Source organism: Marinobacter lacisalsi (genome assembly GCF_042651045.1).
GTDB classification, from domain to species: Bacteria; Pseudomonadota; Gammaproteobacteria; order Pseudomonadales; family Oleiphilaceae; genus Marinobacter; species Marinobacter lacisalsi.
Genome location: NZ_JBHSDI010000001.1, coordinates 138,314 through 155,405 on the forward strand (window position 1 = coordinate 138,314; position 17,092 = coordinate 155,405).

The following is a 17,092-nucleotide window of genomic DNA, read 5'->3' on the forward strand; positions in this document are numbered from 1 at the left end:
CATGCCCGGCCACCTTGAGACCCTGCTGGCCTTCGATCGTCAATACCAGCGCGACCAGCAGCAGTCGCCGGCCTTCCTGCACCGCCGCGATCGCCGTTACGCCCTGGACCGGGATGAAGGCCACACGCCGGATATCCACCATTGGCTGACCCAGCTGCAGGCACTTAACGACACCACCGCTTCCAGCTATCCGCCGGAGCTACGCTCCTGGCAACGCTTTGCCGGCGCATTCATCAGCCTGGGCGCACTGCTGGGCATCGTCACCATGTCCGGGCTGCTGTTCTATGACGGCGGCCAGCAGATCAATATCACCGTCATCCTCGGGGTTATTTTGCTGCAACTGGTACTGGCCCTGTTCACCGCGATCCAGGGGTTGGCCGGATGGCAACCATGGGCACCGTTGATGCACAGCCTGCAACATCGTCTGGAAAAACGGCAACCGTCTTCAGCGCTGTTGCCGTTGTTCAGTCCGATGATGGCACGCACCGCCCAGGCAGCCGGTCTTGCCTTTGGCGTCGCCGGGCTGATGACGCTACTGACCTCGGTGGTACTGCAGGACCTCGCCTTCGGCTGGAGCACCACCCTGGAGACCTCGGCCGAGGGCTGGCATCGCATTGTGTCCTGGGTGGCCGCCCCCTGGTCAGCCTGGCTGCCGGTGGCAACGCCCTCCCTGGAGCTGGTCGCGGACACGCGTTTTTTCCGGCTGGAGAACGCTTCCGCCGGCACCGATTCCGCCCGCTGGGGCGCCTGGTGGCCCTTCGTCGCCATGGCCTGGCTCACCTGGACCGTTGCTCCAAGGCTGCTGTTACTGATTCTGGCCACGGTGGACCTTCGCCGCAAGAGCCGCCGGGCACTGCACCACCATCCAGGGTACACGGCACTGCTCTGGCGCATGGAAACCCCCGCCGTGGAGACCGGCAGTGATACCCCGGACAGCGGTCAGTTGCCAGCGGATACTGCCGCCGATACGGTGCCGGTCCCCCATACCCCCCTGGTGGTCTGCTGGGCCGGGGCATCGCCGGAGAGTGCCCTGCCCACCCCCGGCTCAGTGCCGGTTCACGCCGGGGGCAGCCAGAGCCTGCAGGCAGACCGCAACGCCCTTGAAGCACTGGCGGGGCGCCGGGAACCGCGCGACCGCGAGCTGCTGGTACTGACCCGCGCCTGGGAGCCGCCCACCGCCGAGCTGGAGGATTTCCTTGAGGACGCGGCAACACAGCTTCCGGGTATTACCCTGACCCTGCTGCCCCTGGCCACGGCCCCGGCGCAACGGCCTTCTTACCTGCAGCTGGCGCAATGGCTTCGATTTGCCAACAGGGCCGGCCAGGGCATACGCATTGCCGCCAAAGACCACGGGGAGCATAACCATGACGGGCACTGAGCAGGCGCCGGTATTTGCGGTGGTGGGCCACCCCAACCGGGGCAAATCCAGCGTGGTGGCAACGCTGTCCCAGAATGATCGCATTGCCATTGCCCTGGAGCCGGGTACCACCCGTGAGAGCCAGACCTATCCGCTGACCGTGGATGGCCGCACCCTGTACACCCTGGTGGACACCCCGGGCTTCCAACGCCCACGCCGCGTCCTGGAATGGCTGGAAGCCCACAGCCTGTCCGCTTCCGACAGGCCGGACACGGTGGCGGCGTTCGTCCATCAGCACCGCGACAACCCGAAATTCCGGGACGAATGTGAACTGCTGACACCGATCATCAACGGCGCGGGTATCATCTACGTGGTGGATGGTTCGGTGCCCTACACCGCCGAGCAGGAAGCAGAAATGACCATCCTGCGCTGGTCGGGGCAGCCCAGCCTGGCGCTGATCAACCGCATCGGCCCCGACGACCACACTACCAACTGGCAGTCTGCCCTGGGCCAGTTCTTTCAGGTTGTCCGCAGTTTTGATGCCGTTCATGCCCCGTTCGAACAACATCTGAGCCTGCTCAAGGCCTTCGGCCAGCTTCGCCCGGACTGGGAGCGCCCCCTGGAGGACGCCACCCATTACCTGAACCGGCAGCGGGACGACCGCCAGTGGCAATCGGCCCGACTGATTGCCGGGGCCCTGACCGACATGATGCGGCACCAGGAAAGCCGTACCCTGCCCAAATCGCTGCCCACCCCCGGTAGCGATAGCCGTGAAGCACTGGAGGCACGCTTGCGGGAGCAGTGGTATCAACACCAGCGCCAGCGGGAACAACGCCTGCGACGGGATATCGAAAGCCTGTATCAACATCACCGGATTGCCCGCCAGGAAGCGGAACTGAGCTGGCATCACGACCATGACCTGTTCAGCGAAAGCACCCGCCAGGCCTGGGCGGTGAGCCGACGCTACCTGGCCACCGCAGGCTTCGGCGCCGGTGCGGTTGGCGGCGTTGGCATCGACGCCCTGACCCTGGGCCACTCCCTGGGTGCGGGGGCACTGATTGGTGGCCTCATCGGTGCCGCCGGCAGTTACTTCTACGGTGGCCGGCTGGCAGTGCAGGCAATGCGACTGGGGCCGCTCAGGGACACCGGGGAACTGCAGACGGCCACCTTCGGCCCGGTGCAGGACCTGCAATTCGGCTATATTGTATTGGGAAGGGCTGTGGATCACTGGTGGCATATCAGCGAACGCAACCACGCCGGGCGCGAGCCGCTGGAGCTGCCACCCTCCGACAGTCACTGGCTTGAGCAGCTGGACAGCCCCCGCAGAAAGGCTATCCAGCAGGCCCTGGGCACGCTGCGCAAGGGCCGTAAACTGGGCCCCGACGACCAGCAGGCACTGGAGTCAGCCATCCATGCATCGATGGACAATTACCGCCACTGGCGGGTGACAGAAGCCGGTTACGGTTGAACACGCAGAAGCTCTAATGTTTATACTGTAAGGCTGTTTCAGCCGATTCTGGCCAACCAACATGAGGTACACCCATGAAAATCGTACGAGTACAGGACATCATTGGTACCGAGCGTGAAGTCAGCGACAAGCAGTGGACCAGTCGCCGGCTGCTACTGAAAAAGGACCGCATGGGGTTTTCCTTCCATGAAACCATTATCAAGGCTGGCTCAGAGCATACCTTCTGGTACAAGAACCACCTGGAGGCGGTGTACTGTGTCGCGGGCAATGGTCGAATCAAGGATCTGGCCACGGGAGAAGTGCATGAGATTACCGACGGCACCCTCTACGCCCTCGATAATCACGACAAGCACACCCTGTATGGTGGCACCGAGGACATGCGCCTGATCTGCGCATTCAATCCGCCGGTAACCGGTCAGGAAGTCCACGACGAAGACGGCGCCTACATCGCCGATACCAGCGACGACTGATCCGGACGAGGACCTGTCTCACTGGTGACGAATACCACCACGAACGCCCCGCCACCGCCAGCCGCACTGCTGCCGGTGGCGGTTTTGCTATGGCTGGCAGGGCTTTACCTGCGGGTACCTATCCTGGTGGCACCACCGCTGGCGCCATTCATCAGTTCCGACCTGGGGCTCAACCAGACCCTGACCGGCGCCCTCACTACCCTGCCGATCCTGATGCTGGCCATCGGCGCCATGCCCGGTTCCCTGTCCATCTCCCGCCTGGGGCCCCGCAATACGCTGGTGCTTGCCATGGCAATCATGGCTCTGGGCTCTGCCGCCCGTGGCCTGGCCCCGGAAATCATTACCCTGCTCATCGCCAGCGCCGTGATGGGGCTGGGCATCGCCATGATGCAGCCGGCATTGCCGGCGCTGCTGCCACGATGGCTGCAACCATACCATGTGGCAATGGGCACAGCCGTCTACATGAACGGCATGCTGATGGGGGAGTTCATCGGGGCCGGGGTCACCCTGCCGCTGCTGGTTCCCTTGCTGGATGGCAGCTGGCGCCTGACCCTGCTGGCCTGGTCGTTGCCGGCCCTCGCCGTAGCCGGGGCGCTGTTCCTGCCAAAGCGGGATCTGGCGCGGCCCACGAAACGGGCTGCCTGGCTTCCGGACTGGTCAAATCCGCTGACCCTTAAGCTGGGGCTGCTGCTGGGCCTGTCGGCGTCCATGTTTTTCGGGCTCAACGCCTACATGGGCAACCTGCTGGCCCAGACCGGTCACTTCGACAAGCTGTCCCAGGCGCTGTTCTGCTACAACATCGCCCAGGTCTTTGCCTCGCTGCTGATGCTCAAAACCGCCCGGCAGTGGGTGGGTCGCCGGGATCTTATCGCCGTTATGGCGGTTATCAGTGTTCTGGGTACCATTGGCGCTATAGCGCTGGAAGGCTGGTGGGCCATTGCCAGTGCCACCCTGATGAGTTTTGTGGCCGGCATTCTGCTGATCCTGCTGGTGGCGTTGCCGCCCCTCGTGGCCGCAGCTGGGGGCGCCGGCCGACTCTCTGCCGGCACCTTTCTGGTGGGGTACACAGTCGCTTTTACCGTACCGATGCTCGGCGGCGCCGTGTCCGATGTGACCGGTGATGTTCGCCACAGCATTATGGTGATGATCGGCTACAGCCTGCTGGTGCTGCCGCTGATTCGTACCCTTGACCTGGCACCCGCCCGGGCAGACGCCAAGACGTGACTCAGTCTTCCGCCGGCAGCACTGTCTGCTTCACATCCGGCCTTCCAATCGCCGCTTTGGCTTTCAGGCCCTGGTCCAGCATGCGCCTCAGGGCGCTTAGGTCATCCAGAATGACCTGCCCGCGGTCTTCATCCAGCTCGCCGTCCACAATGGCATGCAGCACGGCGGCCTTGAGTTTTTGATAAAGTGCTCCGGTTTCGTCCACAAGATCACCGCCCGACTCTTCCGCCGTGAGTAGCTGATTAATCCAGTCCAAATAGCGGTCAAGCAGCGTTCGCACCGTCTGCTCCGGCAGCGTACGCCGACTCTGGCGCAGGCGAATAATGCTGCTCACCTGCTCCGCCACTTCCGCAAGATAACGGGCAGATCGGACGGCCACCGTAAGCTCATCCACCATCTCCGGGGACATCTTTCCGGATCGGGTTGTCGCAGCGAAGCGGGTAACGGCATGGTAAAGCTCTTCAACGGCTGCAACCTGCCGGGCTCCGGCAGCTTCGGTCATGCCCTCCCGCGTCAGGGCCGCGTGTACCAGACCGGTCACTAGCTCCTGCATCCGTTCCAGCTCCTGGGCCAGGGCCTCCACAGCCAGTTCCGGTGTGGTCGCCACCGTCTTGTCGAGATAACGGGGCCGGGACAGATCCTCCTCGGCACTGCGAAAGAAACGATCCAGCTGCCTGGCCAGCCAGGGTATCAGCGGCAGCAGCAGGGCGATGCCGATCAGCTTGAACAGGGTGTGGAAAGCGGCCAGCAGGATGGCCGGGCTGCCCTCCAGGTTCAGCCAGCTGGTCAGTGCCCCCGCCAGAAACAGAACCAGGGGCAGCAATGTCAGCGCAACGGCTCCGGCCACCAGGTTGAACAGGATATGGGCCAGCGCCAACCGGCGGGCGTTGGCAGTGGCATTAAGCACGGCTATCGCCGCCGTCGAGGTGGTACCCAGGCTGGCGCCAATAACCCCCGCCGCTCCAGCCTCTATACCAATCACGCCGGTACCGGCGGCGGTAAGAACAATGGCCAGGGTAGCGGATGACGACTGGGTCAGCAGGGTAATCAGAAAGCCGATACCCAGATACATGGCCCAGTGGTCGCCACCGCCTTCCCCAACACTTGCACTGAAGCCACCGGCAAAGCCGCCCAGGGACTCCTTGAGCAGATCCAGCCCGAGGAAGAACAGGCCAAACCCCGCCAGGGCTTCCCCCAGCGAGGCCCAGCGACCGCCAGAACCGGCAATACGCAGGATCACACCAACCGTGAGAATGGGCAGCGCCATAGCACTGATCTTGAAGCCACTGCCCACCAGAGCCACCAGCCAGCTGGTCACCGTGGTGCCTACATTGGCGCCGAAAACCACAGCGATAGCCTGCGTCAGTGTCAGCATACCGGCATTGACGAAGCCAATGGTGGCTACCGTCACTGCGCTTGATGACTGCACTACGCCGGTGATCAGGGCACCGGAAGCGACGCCCCGCAGGGGCCGGTCGGTCCAGCGTTCCAGCAGACGTTTGAGGCCCGCGCCGGCAAACGTTTTCAGGCCATCAGTCATCATGCCCATGGCGAGCAGGAACAGGGCCAGGCCGCCGGCGGCCTGAATCAGAATGGAAAAACTCAAGTATGGGACTCCGTGTCCGACACACCAAGGCACGACTTAACGAGCTGTCTTACCTTGGGTGAAAAGCCGCGGGATGGGGGCAGATTTCTTCCGGAAACAAAAAACTCGCTTCGCTCAGACAATTGTTCCCTACAGAAACCCACCCCCATCCCACGGCTTCCCGAGCCTGGGGGTTGGCCCGCATTGGCCTCAGATGTAATAGTCTTTCAGCGGAGGAAAACCGTTGAATTCCACCGCACTGTAGGTCGTAGTATAGGCCCCGGTGGACAACCAGTACATCCGGTCCCCGATAGCCAGGTTCAGTGGCAGCGGGTACTTGTGGTGCTCGTACATGATGTCGGCACTATCACAGGTGGGACCTGCGATCACACAGTCCTCGCCTTCGCCGGTCTTCTCGGTCCAGATCGGAAACTTGATGGACTCGTCCAGGGTCTCGATCAGACCACCGAACTTGCCCACATCCGTGAACACCCAGCGATGCAGGGCCGTCCGCGACTTGCGGGCAATCAGCACCACCTCGCTCACCAGCACACCCGCGTTGGAAATCAGCGAGCGACCCGGCTCAATAATGATTTCGGGCAGGTCATCGCCAAAATCCTCCTGCAGGAAGCGGGCAATTTCCTCCGCGTACACCGCCAGCTCGTTGGTGCGGGTAATATAGTTGGCCGGGAAGCCGCCGCCCATGTTAATCATCTTCAGCTCAATGCCGTCTTCTTCCTTCAGGCGCTCGAAGATCACCTTCACCTTACCAAGGGCCGCGTCCCAGGCACCGATTTCCCGCTGCTGGGAACCCACGTGGAACGATACGCCATAGGGCACCAGGCCCAGGTCACGGGCCAGGATCAGCAGATCCATGGCCATGTCGGTCTGACAGCCAAACTTGCGGGACAGCGGCCAGTCAGCCGTCAGCGTACCTTCGGTCAGAATGCGTACATATACCTTCGACCCCGGCGCCGCCTTGGCAATATTGCGCAGGTCGGCCTCTGAATCAGTGGCAAACAGACGTACGCCCTTCTCGTAGAAAGTACGGACATCCCTGGCCTTCTTGATGGTATTGCCGTAACTGATCCGGTCGGCTGACACACCAAGGCCCATTACCTTTTCAAGCTCGTACACCGAGGCGATGTCAAAGTTGGCGCCCTTGTCCCGCAGCATGGTCAACACCTCCACCGCCGGGTTCGCCTTTACCGCGTAATACACCTTTGCATAGGGAAAACCTTCCACCAGCTCATCGTACTGACGATCGATGGTCTGAGTATCGATCACCACGAAGGGCGTTTCCCTGGTGTCGGAAAATTCCTTGATGCGCTTGAAGGTGTCGGCGCTGTAGTAATCGGCGATGTTGGCGTTGGCGAGTTCGGTCATGGGTGGTGTTTCCCTCCACAGGGTATGCGGGCAATAAAAAAGGCGACAACGTGGCTGTCCCCCGGAATTGGCGCGATCATCGGGCTTTTCTCGAGAGCCGGAAATGAGCAGAAATACCCATAACCAAAGGTGCCACCAGGCCCTCGGAATCTCCCGGTGAAGAAGATATTTGTAAGGGTTTGAAACCGGGGTGCCACCCCGTCTTTTCACGATTATTCCTGACTGCTAAAGTGGTCAGAAATCAACCAATGGGAGTTGTTATGTCCGACGTTGCCTCCATGGCTGCAGCGAGTACCCAGATGAGCCAGCAACGGGTCAGCGAACAGGCGCAGATTCAGGTGATGAAGCAGGCAATGGACATGCAACAGCAAGGCGCCATGCAGTTGCTGGAGAGCGTGACTGATACTGCGGTGCCAACGGCAAGTGCCAACCCCGCCGATCGGGTGGGAACCACTATTGACGTGAAGGCCTGACCGTCACACGGCCACCGGCCACAACGGTGCAGGCCCCTCCGGATCCTTCGGCGCTGTCCTGCTTTGCAGGTAACCAAGAATGGCATCCTTCAGCTCAGAGCCCTGGCCCAGTCCCTGGTTGCCGAAAAGCCGGTTGAATTCCAGCACGTAGGGGTAGCCTTCCACCATCGCGATATCAAACCCGGCATGATCCACCCCAAGCTCACGGGCCAGCCGGAGTGCAAGCTCCATCACCACAGCGGGCACCGGCCCGGTATCGATCCTGCCGCCCCGGGCCACATTGTTATAGAAACCCTGCTCCGCCTGCGTCCGCCAGTAAGCGGTCACCACCCGGTCGCCCACAATCACCACACGCACATCCCGGTCGATGGGCAGATATTCCTGTACGTAAAGCACCGGCGTACGCTCGCAATACCGCAGCCAGTCCTGTCTGGTTTCGATCAGCCAGACGCCTTCCCCCTGAGATGCCTTGGGCAACTTGGCCACAAAAGGCGAGGGCATGGCGGTCCATAGCCGCTCCCGCTCTTCCGGCCCGTTCGCTTCGATCAGGGTCCACGGCGTATGCTCCGGCGCCACGGCCTGGAAGGCACGGGTCATCTCCACCTTGTCGTGGCCGATCCGATAACTGGCCTCACTGGGAAACACCCGGCACTTCAGGCCGTAGAGCAGGGTATTGAGTTGCCAGTATTCCGGGAACAGCACCCAGTCGGCTTCTCGTAGCAACGGTTTGTGCTGCAGCATCTGCTCGGGCTTGAGAACTGAGGTGTCGGGAAAACCGAGGGTACGGAAGATATCGAACGAGACCAGGTGCATGGGCGTCAGGGGCACTCAGAGAGGAAAGTGAGCATTTTATGCACAACCGCGTCGCTGGCAAGAGAATTGTGCGGAAGTTTGATTCAAATCATTTAATGCGACAATAATACAGGTGATAATGATTATCACTTATTAAGAGGAGACACTGATGAAATCAATACTTCAATGCACTGCCCTGACCGCCACCCTTGCATTCTCTGGCCTGGCGCTTGCCACCGACGTTGAGCACTTTGAAGGCAAGGCATCCGATACGCTTTCTGAAGCCGTGGCCAATTTTTCGGAATACAACCACAAACTTGAAGCCGTCCTGGCAGGTGAACTGACACCGGAGGCCATGAACGAGGTTCACCAGCTGACGTACACACTGGAAGACGCTATCGCAAAAATGAACCAAGAGCTCGATAACCTGGCCGAGACTCTGGAGGAGGTTCATCTGGCTTCCGAGAGTGCTGATGGGGAGACTGTGGCTGAGCACGGTGCCGCTTATATTGAGAAGTCCCGGCAGCTGGTGGACTAACTGATAGCTGGTTACGTAGCCTGATTGTTGTGGAGTCTGGCGGCGGGGTGAGGGGGGCTTTCTTCGCCGCAATTCACGGCCCGTCCCTGGGCCGTGAATTGCGGCGGCAAAAAGACCGTCCAGCACCTGCGTGCAGGCACCCAACACAGCAATCAAACCCAATCAAAAAGCGATGTTAACCCGAAGCACCTGAACGAAAACGAGAAGGACTCACTCCTTCCCATCGCCGGAAAGCCCGAGCAAAAGCGGCTTCTTCAGAAAACCCGAGGCGCCCACTGACCGAGACCACCGTCTGCCCGGACCGCAACAGATCCACCGCCAGCCGGTGCAACTCCCGCTCCCGCAACACCTTGAACGACAGCCCCTCATCCGCCAGCAGCCGGTTCAGATGACGACCGCTGACCGCCAGTTCGGACGCCACACGCTCCTTGCCCCACCCCGGATGCTCCCTCACCAGAGTGCTTACCTGACGACTCAGACTCTGGTGACCAAGAGACTCAAGCGTGTGGTCCGCCAGCTGCCGCAGATGATCCCGAAGGGCGCTATTGGCCTGGATCAACGGCAGGTCACCCTGATCCCGCGGCAGTTGCAGGCAGTTTCGGCCAGCGTTGAACGCCAACGGCATATCAAGGGACTGTCGATAGGCAGCTTCATCAGCCAGGGGCGCATGGGCCAGCAGCAGTGCCTCCGGCCGGAAAGCGTCACCCGTGGCCCAGCCCGTCAGCCGCACCAGCGACGCCATCACCGCCTCGACCCTTTCGGCCACACGAACCCGATAGCCCGGTTGGTAACAGAGGCGGATGCGATCAGCGTCCTCAGAGATAGAAAACTCGCCGCCATCACCCACCACCGGAGCATATTCCACCAGCGCTTCCAGACCCTCTCGCAGGGTATCGCAGCTGACCAGCAGCATGCCGGCGCTGTCGAGATGGCCGATCTGCAGGGCCAGACCAATTTCCAGCCCGGCCAATGGCTCCCCCGAAGCGCGGCAGTACTCGTCCCACAGCTGATCCTGCACCGCCAGCGGCACCCGTTGACCTGGTACCACCTCACAGGTAACAGACTCAGGCAACACCATGCCGCGGCGCCGGGCCGCCTGCAGGATCGCCTGGGCGTAGAGGTGGGTTACACTGGGTGAGCTTCCGATCATGGCCCGAATTGTCGTGGTTTGTGTCCCGTCCGGTCAGGAAAACCGGCGCCGCAAATCCTAAGATACGGGATCATAACAACAAAAGCAGGAACACCATCATGTACGCAGTAATCGGCGCCGGTCCCATGGGCCTGGCCTGTGCCCGCAACCTCCAGAAACAGGGCATCCCCTTTACCGGATTCGAGCTTCATAGCGACGTCGGCGGCCTGTGGGACATCGACAATCCCCACAGCACCATGTACCAGACCGCCCACCTGATCTCGTCCAAGCGGATGACCGAGTTCGAAGAGTTTCCCATGAAGGACTCGGTGGCACAGTACCCCAGCCATCACGAGCTGAAAACGTACTTCCGGGACTTCGTGGACCATTTTGGCCTGCGGCAGTACTACGAGTTCAGTACCCGGGTGGTCCGCGTCGAGCCGGACGGCGACCAGTGGCAGGTGACCACCGAGCATGACGGCCAGCAACAGAGCCGCACCTTCGACGGCGTGATGATCGCCAATGGCACCCTGCATACCCCCAACCAGCCGGACCTGCCGGGAGAATTCACCGGGGAGCTGATGCATTCCGCCGACTACCGCAGCCCGGACGTGTTCCGGGACAAACGGGTACTGATCATCGGTTGCGGCAACTCCGGCGCCGACATCGCCGTGGACGCGGTCCACCATGCCCGCTCGGTGGATATGAGCCTGCGCCGGGGCTACTACTTCCTGCCCAAGTTCCTCAAGGGCAAACCCATCGATACCATTGGCGGCAAGCTCAAACTGCCCCGGCCCCTGAAACAGCGGCTGGATGCCGCGCTGATCCGTCTGGTCATGGGCAAGCCGTCGGACTTCGGGCTGCCAGACCCGGACTACCGCATGTACGAGTCACACCCGGTGATCAACTCCCTGATCCTGCATCACCTGGGCCACGGCGATATCCGCCCCCGTCGCAGCATCGACCGGGTGGCGGGCAAGACCGTCCACTACAGCGATGGCGAAAGCGCCGACTACGACCTGATCCTGATGGCCACCGGCTACCTGCTGGACTACCCCTTCATCGACCGGGCGCACCTCAACTGGCCGGAGCAGGAAGACGCCCCGCGCCTGTACCTGAACATGATGCACCCGGGGTACGACAACCTGTTCCTGATGGGCATGGTGGAGGCCACCGGCCTGGGCTGGGAAGGCCGCAACCAGCAGGCGCGGCTCGCGGCGCTGTACATTCGCGAGCGGCAGAAGGGGTCGGCCGCTGCTGAAGCCCTGCGTCAGCTGAAAAAGGAGAAGGCCGGAGAACGTCTGGATGGCGGCTACAACTACATCAAGCTGGCCCGCATGGCGTACTATGTGAACAAGGACGCCTACCTGGACACACTGGCGGACCATATCGCCGAACTGCAAACCGACGACAAGGGGTAATGCCGTGGTGCAGTTTGACCCCGCCAGCCTGATCACCCTGAATGTCATCCTCGCCCTGATGATGTTCGGCGTGTCCCTCAACCTGAAACCCGACGATTTCCGGCGGGTTCTCACCATACCCCGTGCGCCCATTGCGGGGCTGTTTGCCCAGTTCCTGCTGCTGCCCCTTGCCACCTGCCTGTTCACCTGGGTCCTGGAGATTGACCCGCAGCTGGCTCTCGGCATGATCCTGGTGGCCTCCTGTCCCGGCGGCAGTTTTTCCAACATCATGACCTGGCTGGGCAAGGGCAGCGTGGCGGTATCGGTGAGCATGACCGCCGTCTCCAGTCTGGCCGCCACGGTGCTGACGCCCCTGAACTTTGCCCTCTACGGCTGGCTGAACCCGCATACTCGGGGCTACCTGCAGGAGATCTCCCTGCAGCCGGAGAACATACTCATGCTGGTGCTGCTGGTACTGGCCATACCGCTGATACTGGGCATGCTTACCGGCGGACGCTTCCCGAAGCTGGCAGTGCGCAGTGAAAAGCCGCTTCGCTTTGTTTCATTGCTGATCTTCCTGGCGTTTGTGGCCATCGCGTTCCTGAACAATGTTGACCTGTTCCTGGCGAAATTCCACACCTTCTTCTGGCTGGTGGTGGGCCATAACCTGCTGGCACTGGCACTGGGCTATGGCATGGCGCGGCTGATGAAGCTGTCGGTACCCGACGGGCGCGCCGTCACTATGGAAGTCGGCATCCAGAACTCCGGGCTGGGGCTGGTGATCCTGTTCACCTTCTTCCCCGAGGCAGGGGGCATGATGCTGATCACCGCCTTCTGGGGCGTCTGGCACCTGGTGTCCGGTCTGACCCTGTCACAGATCTGGGCCCGCCGACCGATCCCCGAAACTGAACAACAAAGCTGATCCTATGACCACCGAAAAACGCATCCTGATCACCGGCGCCGCCGGCTACATCGGCCACCAGTTGGGCAACCGGCTGGCAAAGGACCACTTCGTCATGGGCACCGATCTGCACTGGCGCAAGGGCCTGGATTTCCCGCTAGAGGTGCTGGACGTGCGGGACTCAAAGCTGGTGCTGACCCTGGCGGAGTACCGTATCACCCATGTGATCCATCTGGCGTCGATCCTCCAGGCCTCCCCGGACCGCCAGCGTGACTATGACATTGACGTCAACGGCACCCGCAATGTGCTGGAGGCCTGTGTCGCCGCCAAGGTGCAGCACATCACCGTGACCAGCTCCGGCGCCGCCTACGGCTATCACCCGGATAACCCTGCCTGGATTGACGAAGACGATCCGCTCAGGGGCAATCCGGAGTTCGCCTACTCGGACCATAAACGCCAGGTGGAAGAGCTGCTGGAGCAATACCGCACTGAATCTCCGCAGTTGAAGCAGCTCATTTTCCGGCCCGGCACGGTGCTGGGGGCGGAAACCCGCAACCAGATTACCGCCCTGTTCCTGTCGCCACGACTGCTGGCCATTCGTGGCAGCGACTCGCCGTTTGTGTTCATCTGGGACCAGGACGTACTGGACGCCATGGAGCAGGGCATCCGGGAAGACCGGACCGGCCGCTATAACATGGCCGGCGACGGCGCCCTGACCATCCGCGAGATCGCCCGCAAACTGGATAAACCACTGCTGACGTTGCCCGCGAGTGTTGTCAAAGCCGGCCTTCAGGTGGCGAAATGGCTGGGTAAACCGGTAGGACCTGAGCAGATCAACTTCCTCCGCTACCGTCCGGTGCTCAGCAACCGCCGGCTGAAGGAGGAATTCGGTTACCAGCCCCGGAAAACCTCGGCACAAGCCCTCGACTATTTCATCGAACATGCCAGAAGGAAGGGCGATCTGTGAACGTCACCCTCATCACCGGTGCAGCCAGCGGCCTGGGCTGGGCCATGGCGCAATACTGGTACCGGGCAGGCCATTGCCTGGTGCTGGCGGATATCAACGCCGAGGCCCTGATCCGGCGCAGGGCGGAACTGGGCGACGATACCCGGGTGCATATTGTCACCGTGGATGTCACCCATCGGGCCGACCTGGAACGCCTTATCCGGGAAACCGAAGCCACCTTCGGCCGCCTGGACCGGCTGGTGAATAATGCCGGCATTACCCACCGCTCGCCCGCCGCCAGCACCGACCCGCAGGTGTTCCGCAAGGTGATGGCGGTGGACTGGCTGGGCCCCGTCGAGCTGACCCAGCTCGCCCTGCCGCTGCTGGAACGCAGCAATGGGAGTATTGTCTGCATTGGCTCCATGGCCGGCTGGATGCCGGTTCCGGGGCGTGCCGGATACTGCGCCGCCAAGGGGGCCCTGACCCAGTTTTTCGAAGTATTGCGACTGGAGCTGGAACCCAGGGGTATCCATGTACTGATGGTCTACCCCAGCTTCCTGGATACGCCCATTGAGCACAACGCCCTGGGAGCGGATGGCACTCCGGCTCAACACCAACGCTCGACAATTGGCGGCATGTCCAGCGCCGACGACATGGCAGAGATGATCGACCGGGCCCTCAGTCGTCGTAAACGCTGGCTGCTGCCCGAACCGGTCTCCCGTATTGGCAGTCTGCTATGGCGAATTGCCCCGGCGCTCTACCTGCGGGCAGTGCGCCGGAAATTCGCCAGCGATCTCGACGCTGGCAGCCCAGTGCCAAACCCCGACATAAAGGCCCCGTAGTATGATCGATCCCTGGCTGTGGCTGGGTCTGGCCATCCTTCTGGCCTACACCATAGAAGCCATCACCGGCTTCGGCTCCATTGTCATTGCCCTGTCCCTGGGTGCCATGCTGCTGCCGATTCCGGCGATGCTGCCGGTGCTGGTGCCACTGAACGTGTTCATGAGTGGTTACCTGACCTGGAAACACCGCCAGCACATTGACTGGCATCTGCTGCTCACGCTGATCCTGCCGCTGATGCTGGCCGGCACGGTGACCGGTTATCTGCTGACACCATGGCTTGGCGCCAGCATTCTCAAGGTGCTGTTTGGCCTGCTGGTGGTGTGGTTTGCGGGCAAGGAGCTATGGCGACTGTATGGCGGCCGGGTGGCGGTACCCCACGGCCTGGGCACCAGCCGTATCATCACCTTTGGCGCCGGCATTACCCACGGCCTGTTTGCCTCCGGCGGGCCGCTGCTGGTCTACGCCCTGGCAGGCGTCCAGCTGGACAAGAGCCGCACCCGGGCCACCCTGCTTACGGTGTGGTTCACCCTGAACCTGACCCTCAGCGCTTTCTACCTGGTCGATGGCAGTCTGATTGCCAGCGCCGGCCGGCTGGTGTGGTACCTCCCCCTGCTGGTGGTAGGCGTGCTGGTGGGCGAATTCCTCCATCACCGGCTCAACGAGGATCGTTTCCGGCAGGCGGTGTATGGCGTGCTGCTGGTCACGGGCGTGCTTCTGGTCCTGCGGGCCTGAAACACCGGATGAGCAGCTGAAGACCTGACTGCGAACACGACGACAGTCCCCGCGAACACTGGTCGACACTTTTGTAGCCTTTTACGACATTTAACACCGAACCGGAACAGGCACGCACCTGCTGCGAACTGCCGTTGTTAAGCTTTCGTCGTCGACAGACAACAGATTGACAGCATGGCAGCCTCCACTCCCACAAAAAGACCGTCGGACAGTCTTCCCATCACCCGCTTCACCAGTGTGGTGGTTCGTTTCCGTCGCCTTGCCACTACCGGGCTGATCACAGCCATGGTGGTCCACCTGATCTTCCTGGTGCTGTTCTGGCTCCTGGATATCTGGCTGCTGATGGCGTTCAACATATTCAGCGTGCTGCTCTATGGTCTCTGCCTGATCGGCATGCGCTTCCCCGCCCTGCGCCCCATGTCCCTGGTGCTGGCCTGGCTGGAAATCATTGCCCATGCGGGCATATCCACCCTGGCGCTGGGGGCTGCCAGCGGCTTCCACTACCTCCTCCTGGCGCTGGTGCCGCTGGTATACATCGACCCCCGCGGCGATGTCCTGACCCGGCTGACCGGCTTGCTGATCCTCACGGGCCTGTTCGTCGGGCTGGACCTGATCAGCACCCTGCACGATCCCTGGTTCCTGCTCCGTGAGGAAACGCTTTTATGGCTGCGCATGGGCAATGGCATTATCTGTTTCATCGGCCTTGGCACGGTGATCAACGTCTATGCCCGCTCTTCCCGACAATCGGAGCGGGACCTTCGCAGCATGGCCAGCACCGATCTGCTCACAGGGCTGCGTAACCGGCGCAGCCTGACTGACGAGGCATTGCTGCTGGTCGCCGAGCGGCGATCCGTCAACCACCACCTGGCTGTGGTACTGGTGGATCTGGACCATTTCAAGCAACTCAACGACCGCTACGGGCACGCCTTCGGAGACCAGGTACTGGCGGACACGGCCCGCCTGATGAACCGTACCATGCGCCCCGGAGACAGCCTGGCCCGCTGGGGCGGTGAGGAATTCCTGATACTACTCACGGATGCCGATCTGGACCGGGCCATTTGTGTGGCAGAAAGGGTGCGGGAGTCGATTGCGGCTCAGACCTTCCGGAGCGACGAGGGGGAATCCCTGTCCATAACCGCCACCCTGGGCGTAACGGAATGGCGGGGCAATGAGGAGTTTGAGGTCTGCGTCAGCCGAGCGGACGACGCACTATACCTGGGCAAGCAGAATGGCCGGGATCGGGTGGAGGTGGCAAAGCCTCGCTGAATCACCGACCTCCCAGCCTTCAGACGCCGGCTACTGAGGTGTGTGGTCAAGATTCCCGATCAGCCTGGGTCCACCAGACGCGCAGCCACACCAAACAAGGCTTCGTCATCATGCCCGGTCTGGGCCAGGGGGACCCATTGGCCTTCAGTTAATATCAGGTCCGCCTGGCTCGAGCTATCACCGGTCCCGGAAGTGTACGAACCCGAATAGTTGAAGCGATAAGTGCCCGGTGAGTCTTCCACATCCTGCACTTTGAAGGTCAAGGAGACATCATCGGAAGACACGCTGCCACTACCGTCATCGGCCACATCCGCGCGCAGCAAGTTCGAATCCTCAAGAAATCCCTTCGGCAAAGCACCTTGAGGACCATCGGGATTAATGACAGCGCACTCACAATACCGGACTTCCAGCACCAGCGAAAAGCTGTCATCCACCGATTGATCGCCCAGGGCCCAGCCGGGCGGCAGAGTCAACAAAAGCAGAGCTGGGCGCCAGATTCTTCCTGATTTCCTTGTAGACATGGTTCCTCCTGATCAAGTTGTCGGACCAACTTCTGCGCTTTTTTGGCAGACTAGAGTCCGC

Annotated in this window: 17 protein-coding genes; 12 read left to right on the forward strand and 5 right to left on the reverse strand. The window is 61.7% G+C overall.

Going from position 1 to position 17,092, the window contains the following annotated elements; translation table 11 throughout:
• Window position 1 precedes the first annotated feature (1 nt).
• From ACFOZ5_RS00635 to ACFOZ5_RS00650, 4 genes are all read left to right on the forward strand, one after another.
• Window positions 2–1,378: a DUF2868 domain-containing protein gene (locus ACFOZ5_RS00635; protein WP_379884730.1), complete on the forward strand. Its 1,377-nt coding sequence runs from the start codon at window positions 2–4 to the stop codon at window positions 1,376–1,378.
• Entirely contained in the window at window positions 1,365–2,825 is a 1,461-nt protein-coding gene (locus ACFOZ5_RS00640) for a GTPase/DUF3482 domain-containing protein (protein WP_379884732.1), read from the forward strand. The genes ACFOZ5_RS00635 and ACFOZ5_RS00640 overlap by 14 nt, the downstream gene beginning before the upstream one ends.
• A gap of 74 nt (window positions 2,826–2,899) precedes the next feature.
• Entirely contained in the window at window positions 2,900–3,295 is a 396-nt protein-coding gene (locus tag ACFOZ5_RS00645) for an ectoine synthase (protein ID WP_379884734.1), read from the forward strand.
• A 24-nt stretch (window positions 3,296–3,319) separates the two neighbouring features.
• A complete protein-coding gene (locus ACFOZ5_RS00650) occupies window positions 3,320–4,519 on the forward strand; it encodes an MFS transporter (RefSeq protein ID WP_379884736.1) in 1,200 nt (399 codons plus the stop codon).
• A gap of 1 nt (window position 4,520) precedes the next feature.
• Here ACFOZ5_RS00650 and ACFOZ5_RS00655 read toward each other — a convergent pair whose 3' ends face one another.
• Both ACFOZ5_RS00655 and ACFOZ5_RS00660 read right to left on the reverse strand, forming a co-directional pair.
• Window positions 4,521–6,125, reverse strand: coding sequence for a Na/Pi cotransporter family protein (locus tag ACFOZ5_RS00655; protein ID WP_379884738.1), 1,605 nt, complete (start codon window positions 6,123–6,125; stop codon window positions 4,521–4,523).
• Window positions 6,126–6,314: 189 nt separating this feature from the next.
• Window positions 6,315–7,490 carry a type III PLP-dependent enzyme gene (locus tag ACFOZ5_RS00660; protein ID WP_379884740.1) on the reverse strand — a complete coding sequence of 392 codons (1,176 nt, stop codon included), beginning with the start codon at window positions 7,488–7,490 and terminating at the stop codon, window positions 6,315–6,317.
• A gap of 260 nt (window positions 7,491–7,750) precedes the next feature.
• On the opposite strand from ACFOZ5_RS00660, the gene ACFOZ5_RS00665 reads away from it, so the two are divergent.
• A complete protein-coding gene (locus tag ACFOZ5_RS00665) occupies window positions 7,751–7,963 on the forward strand; it encodes a YjfB family protein (protein ID WP_379884741.1) in 213 nt (70 codons plus the stop codon).
• Window positions 7,964–7,966: 3 nt separating this feature from the next.
• Here ACFOZ5_RS00665 and ACFOZ5_RS00670 read toward each other — a convergent pair whose 3' ends face one another.
• Window positions 7,967–8,776 (reverse strand): ATP-grasp domain-containing protein, encoded by an 810-nt coding sequence (locus ACFOZ5_RS00670; protein WP_379884743.1) that lies wholly within the window; start codon window positions 8,774–8,776, stop codon window positions 7,967–7,969.
• 148 nt (window positions 8,777–8,924) lie between these two features.
• On the opposite strand from ACFOZ5_RS00670, the gene ACFOZ5_RS00675 reads away from it, so the two are divergent.
• On the forward strand, window positions 8,925–9,293 hold the full coding sequence (locus ACFOZ5_RS00675; RefSeq protein WP_379884745.1) for a DUF6746 family protein: 369 nt from the start codon (window positions 8,925–8,927) through the stop codon (window positions 9,291–9,293).
• A gap of 175 nt (window positions 9,294–9,468) precedes the next feature.
• Here the strand turns inward: ACFOZ5_RS00675 and ACFOZ5_RS00680 are convergent, their stop codons facing one another.
• A complete protein-coding gene (locus ACFOZ5_RS00680; protein ID WP_379884747.1) occupies window positions 9,469–10,443 on the reverse strand; it encodes an AraC family transcriptional regulator in 975 nt (324 codons plus the stop codon).
• 98 nt (window positions 10,444–10,541) lie between these two features.
• Between ACFOZ5_RS00680 and ACFOZ5_RS00685 the strand changes: the two genes are divergently transcribed.
• The 6 genes from ACFOZ5_RS00685 to ACFOZ5_RS00710 all read left to right on the forward strand — a co-directional run bounded on the left by ACFOZ5_RS00685 (window position 10,542) and on the right by ACFOZ5_RS00710 (window position 16,510).
• Complete coding sequence (locus tag ACFOZ5_RS00685; RefSeq protein WP_379884749.1) at window positions 10,542–11,843, forward strand: flavin-containing monooxygenase; 1,302 nt, start codon at window positions 10,542–10,544, stop codon at window positions 11,841–11,843.
• A 4-nt stretch (window positions 11,844–11,847) separates the two neighbouring features.
• Window positions 11,848–12,744: a bile acid:sodium symporter family protein gene (locus ACFOZ5_RS00690; RefSeq protein ID WP_379884751.1), complete on the forward strand. Its 897-nt coding sequence runs from the start codon at window positions 11,848–11,850 to the stop codon at window positions 12,742–12,744.
• 4 nt (window positions 12,745–12,748) lie between these two features.
• Window positions 12,749–13,690, forward strand: coding sequence for an SDR family oxidoreductase (locus tag ACFOZ5_RS00695; RefSeq protein WP_379884753.1), 942 nt, complete (start codon window positions 12,749–12,751; stop codon window positions 13,688–13,690).
• On the forward strand, window positions 13,687–14,511 hold the full coding sequence (locus tag ACFOZ5_RS00700; protein ID WP_379884755.1) for an SDR family oxidoreductase: 825 nt from the start codon (window positions 13,687–13,689) through the stop codon (window positions 14,509–14,511). The genes ACFOZ5_RS00695 and ACFOZ5_RS00700 overlap by 4 nt, the downstream gene beginning before the upstream one ends.
• Before the next feature lies 1 nt (window position 14,512).
• A complete protein-coding gene (locus ACFOZ5_RS00705; protein ID WP_379884757.1) occupies window positions 14,513–15,244 on the forward strand; it encodes a TSUP family transporter in 732 nt (243 codons plus the stop codon).
• 174 nt (window positions 15,245–15,418) lie between these two features.
• On the forward strand, window positions 15,419–16,510 hold the full coding sequence (locus ACFOZ5_RS00710; protein ID WP_379884759.1) for a GGDEF domain-containing protein: 1,092 nt from the start codon (window positions 15,419–15,421) through the stop codon (window positions 16,508–16,510).
• Between the two features lie 59 nt (window positions 16,511–16,569).
• On the opposite strand, the gene ACFOZ5_RS00715 is transcribed toward ACFOZ5_RS00710, so the two are convergent.
• Window positions 16,570–17,031, reverse strand: coding sequence for a hypothetical protein (locus tag ACFOZ5_RS00715; RefSeq protein WP_379884761.1), 462 nt, complete (start codon window positions 17,029–17,031; stop codon window positions 16,570–16,572).
• Window positions 17,032–17,092 lie beyond the last annotated feature (61 nt).

What these genes read in the sequence shown, in the direction of transcription:
- ACFOZ5_RS00635 (WP_379884730.1), top strand. Translation starts at nt 2, where the DNA reads ATGCCCGGCCACCTTGAGACCCTGCTGGCCTTCGATCGTCAATACCAG.
- ACFOZ5_RS00640 (WP_379884732.1), top strand. Translation starts at nt 1,365, where the DNA reads ATGACGGGCACTGAGCAGGCGCCGGTATTTGCGGTGGTGGGCCACCCC.
- ACFOZ5_RS00645 (WP_379884734.1), top strand. Translation starts at nt 2,900, where the DNA reads ATGAAAATCGTACGAGTACAGGACATCATTGGTACCGAGCGTGAAGTC.
- ACFOZ5_RS00660 (WP_379884740.1), bottom strand. Translation starts at nt 7,490, where the DNA reads ATGACCGAACTCGCCAACGCCAACATCGCCGATTACTACAGCGCCGAC.
- ACFOZ5_RS00665 (WP_379884741.1), top strand. Translation starts at nt 7,751, where the DNA reads ATGTCCGACGTTGCCTCCATGGCTGCAGCGAGTACCCAGATGAGCCAG.
- ACFOZ5_RS00670 (WP_379884743.1), bottom strand. Translation starts at nt 8,776, where the DNA reads ATGCACCTGGTCTCGTTCGATATCTTCCGTACCCTCGGTTTTCCCGAC.
- ACFOZ5_RS00675 (WP_379884745.1), top strand. Translation starts at nt 8,925, where the DNA reads ATGAAATCAATACTTCAATGCACTGCCCTGACCGCCACCCTTGCATTC.
- ACFOZ5_RS00680 (WP_379884747.1), bottom strand. Translation starts at nt 10,443, where the DNA reads ATGATCGGAAGCTCACCCAGTGTAACCCACCTCTACGCCCAGGCGATC.
- ACFOZ5_RS00685 (WP_379884749.1), top strand. Translation starts at nt 10,542, where the DNA reads ATGTACGCAGTAATCGGCGCCGGTCCCATGGGCCTGGCCTGTGCCCGC.
- ACFOZ5_RS00695 (WP_379884753.1), top strand. Translation starts at nt 12,749, where the DNA reads ATGACCACCGAAAAACGCATCCTGATCACCGGCGCCGCCGGCTACATC.
- ACFOZ5_RS00705 (WP_379884757.1), top strand. Translation starts at nt 14,513, where the DNA reads ATGATCGATCCCTGGCTGTGGCTGGGTCTGGCCATCCTTCTGGCCTAC.
- ACFOZ5_RS00710 (WP_379884759.1), top strand. Translation starts at nt 15,419, where the DNA reads ATGGCAGCCTCCACTCCCACAAAAAGACCGTCGGACAGTCTTCCCATC.
- ACFOZ5_RS00715 (WP_379884761.1), bottom strand. Translation starts at nt 17,031, where the DNA reads ATGTCTACAAGGAAATCAGGAAGAATCTGGCGCCCAGCTCTGCTTTTG.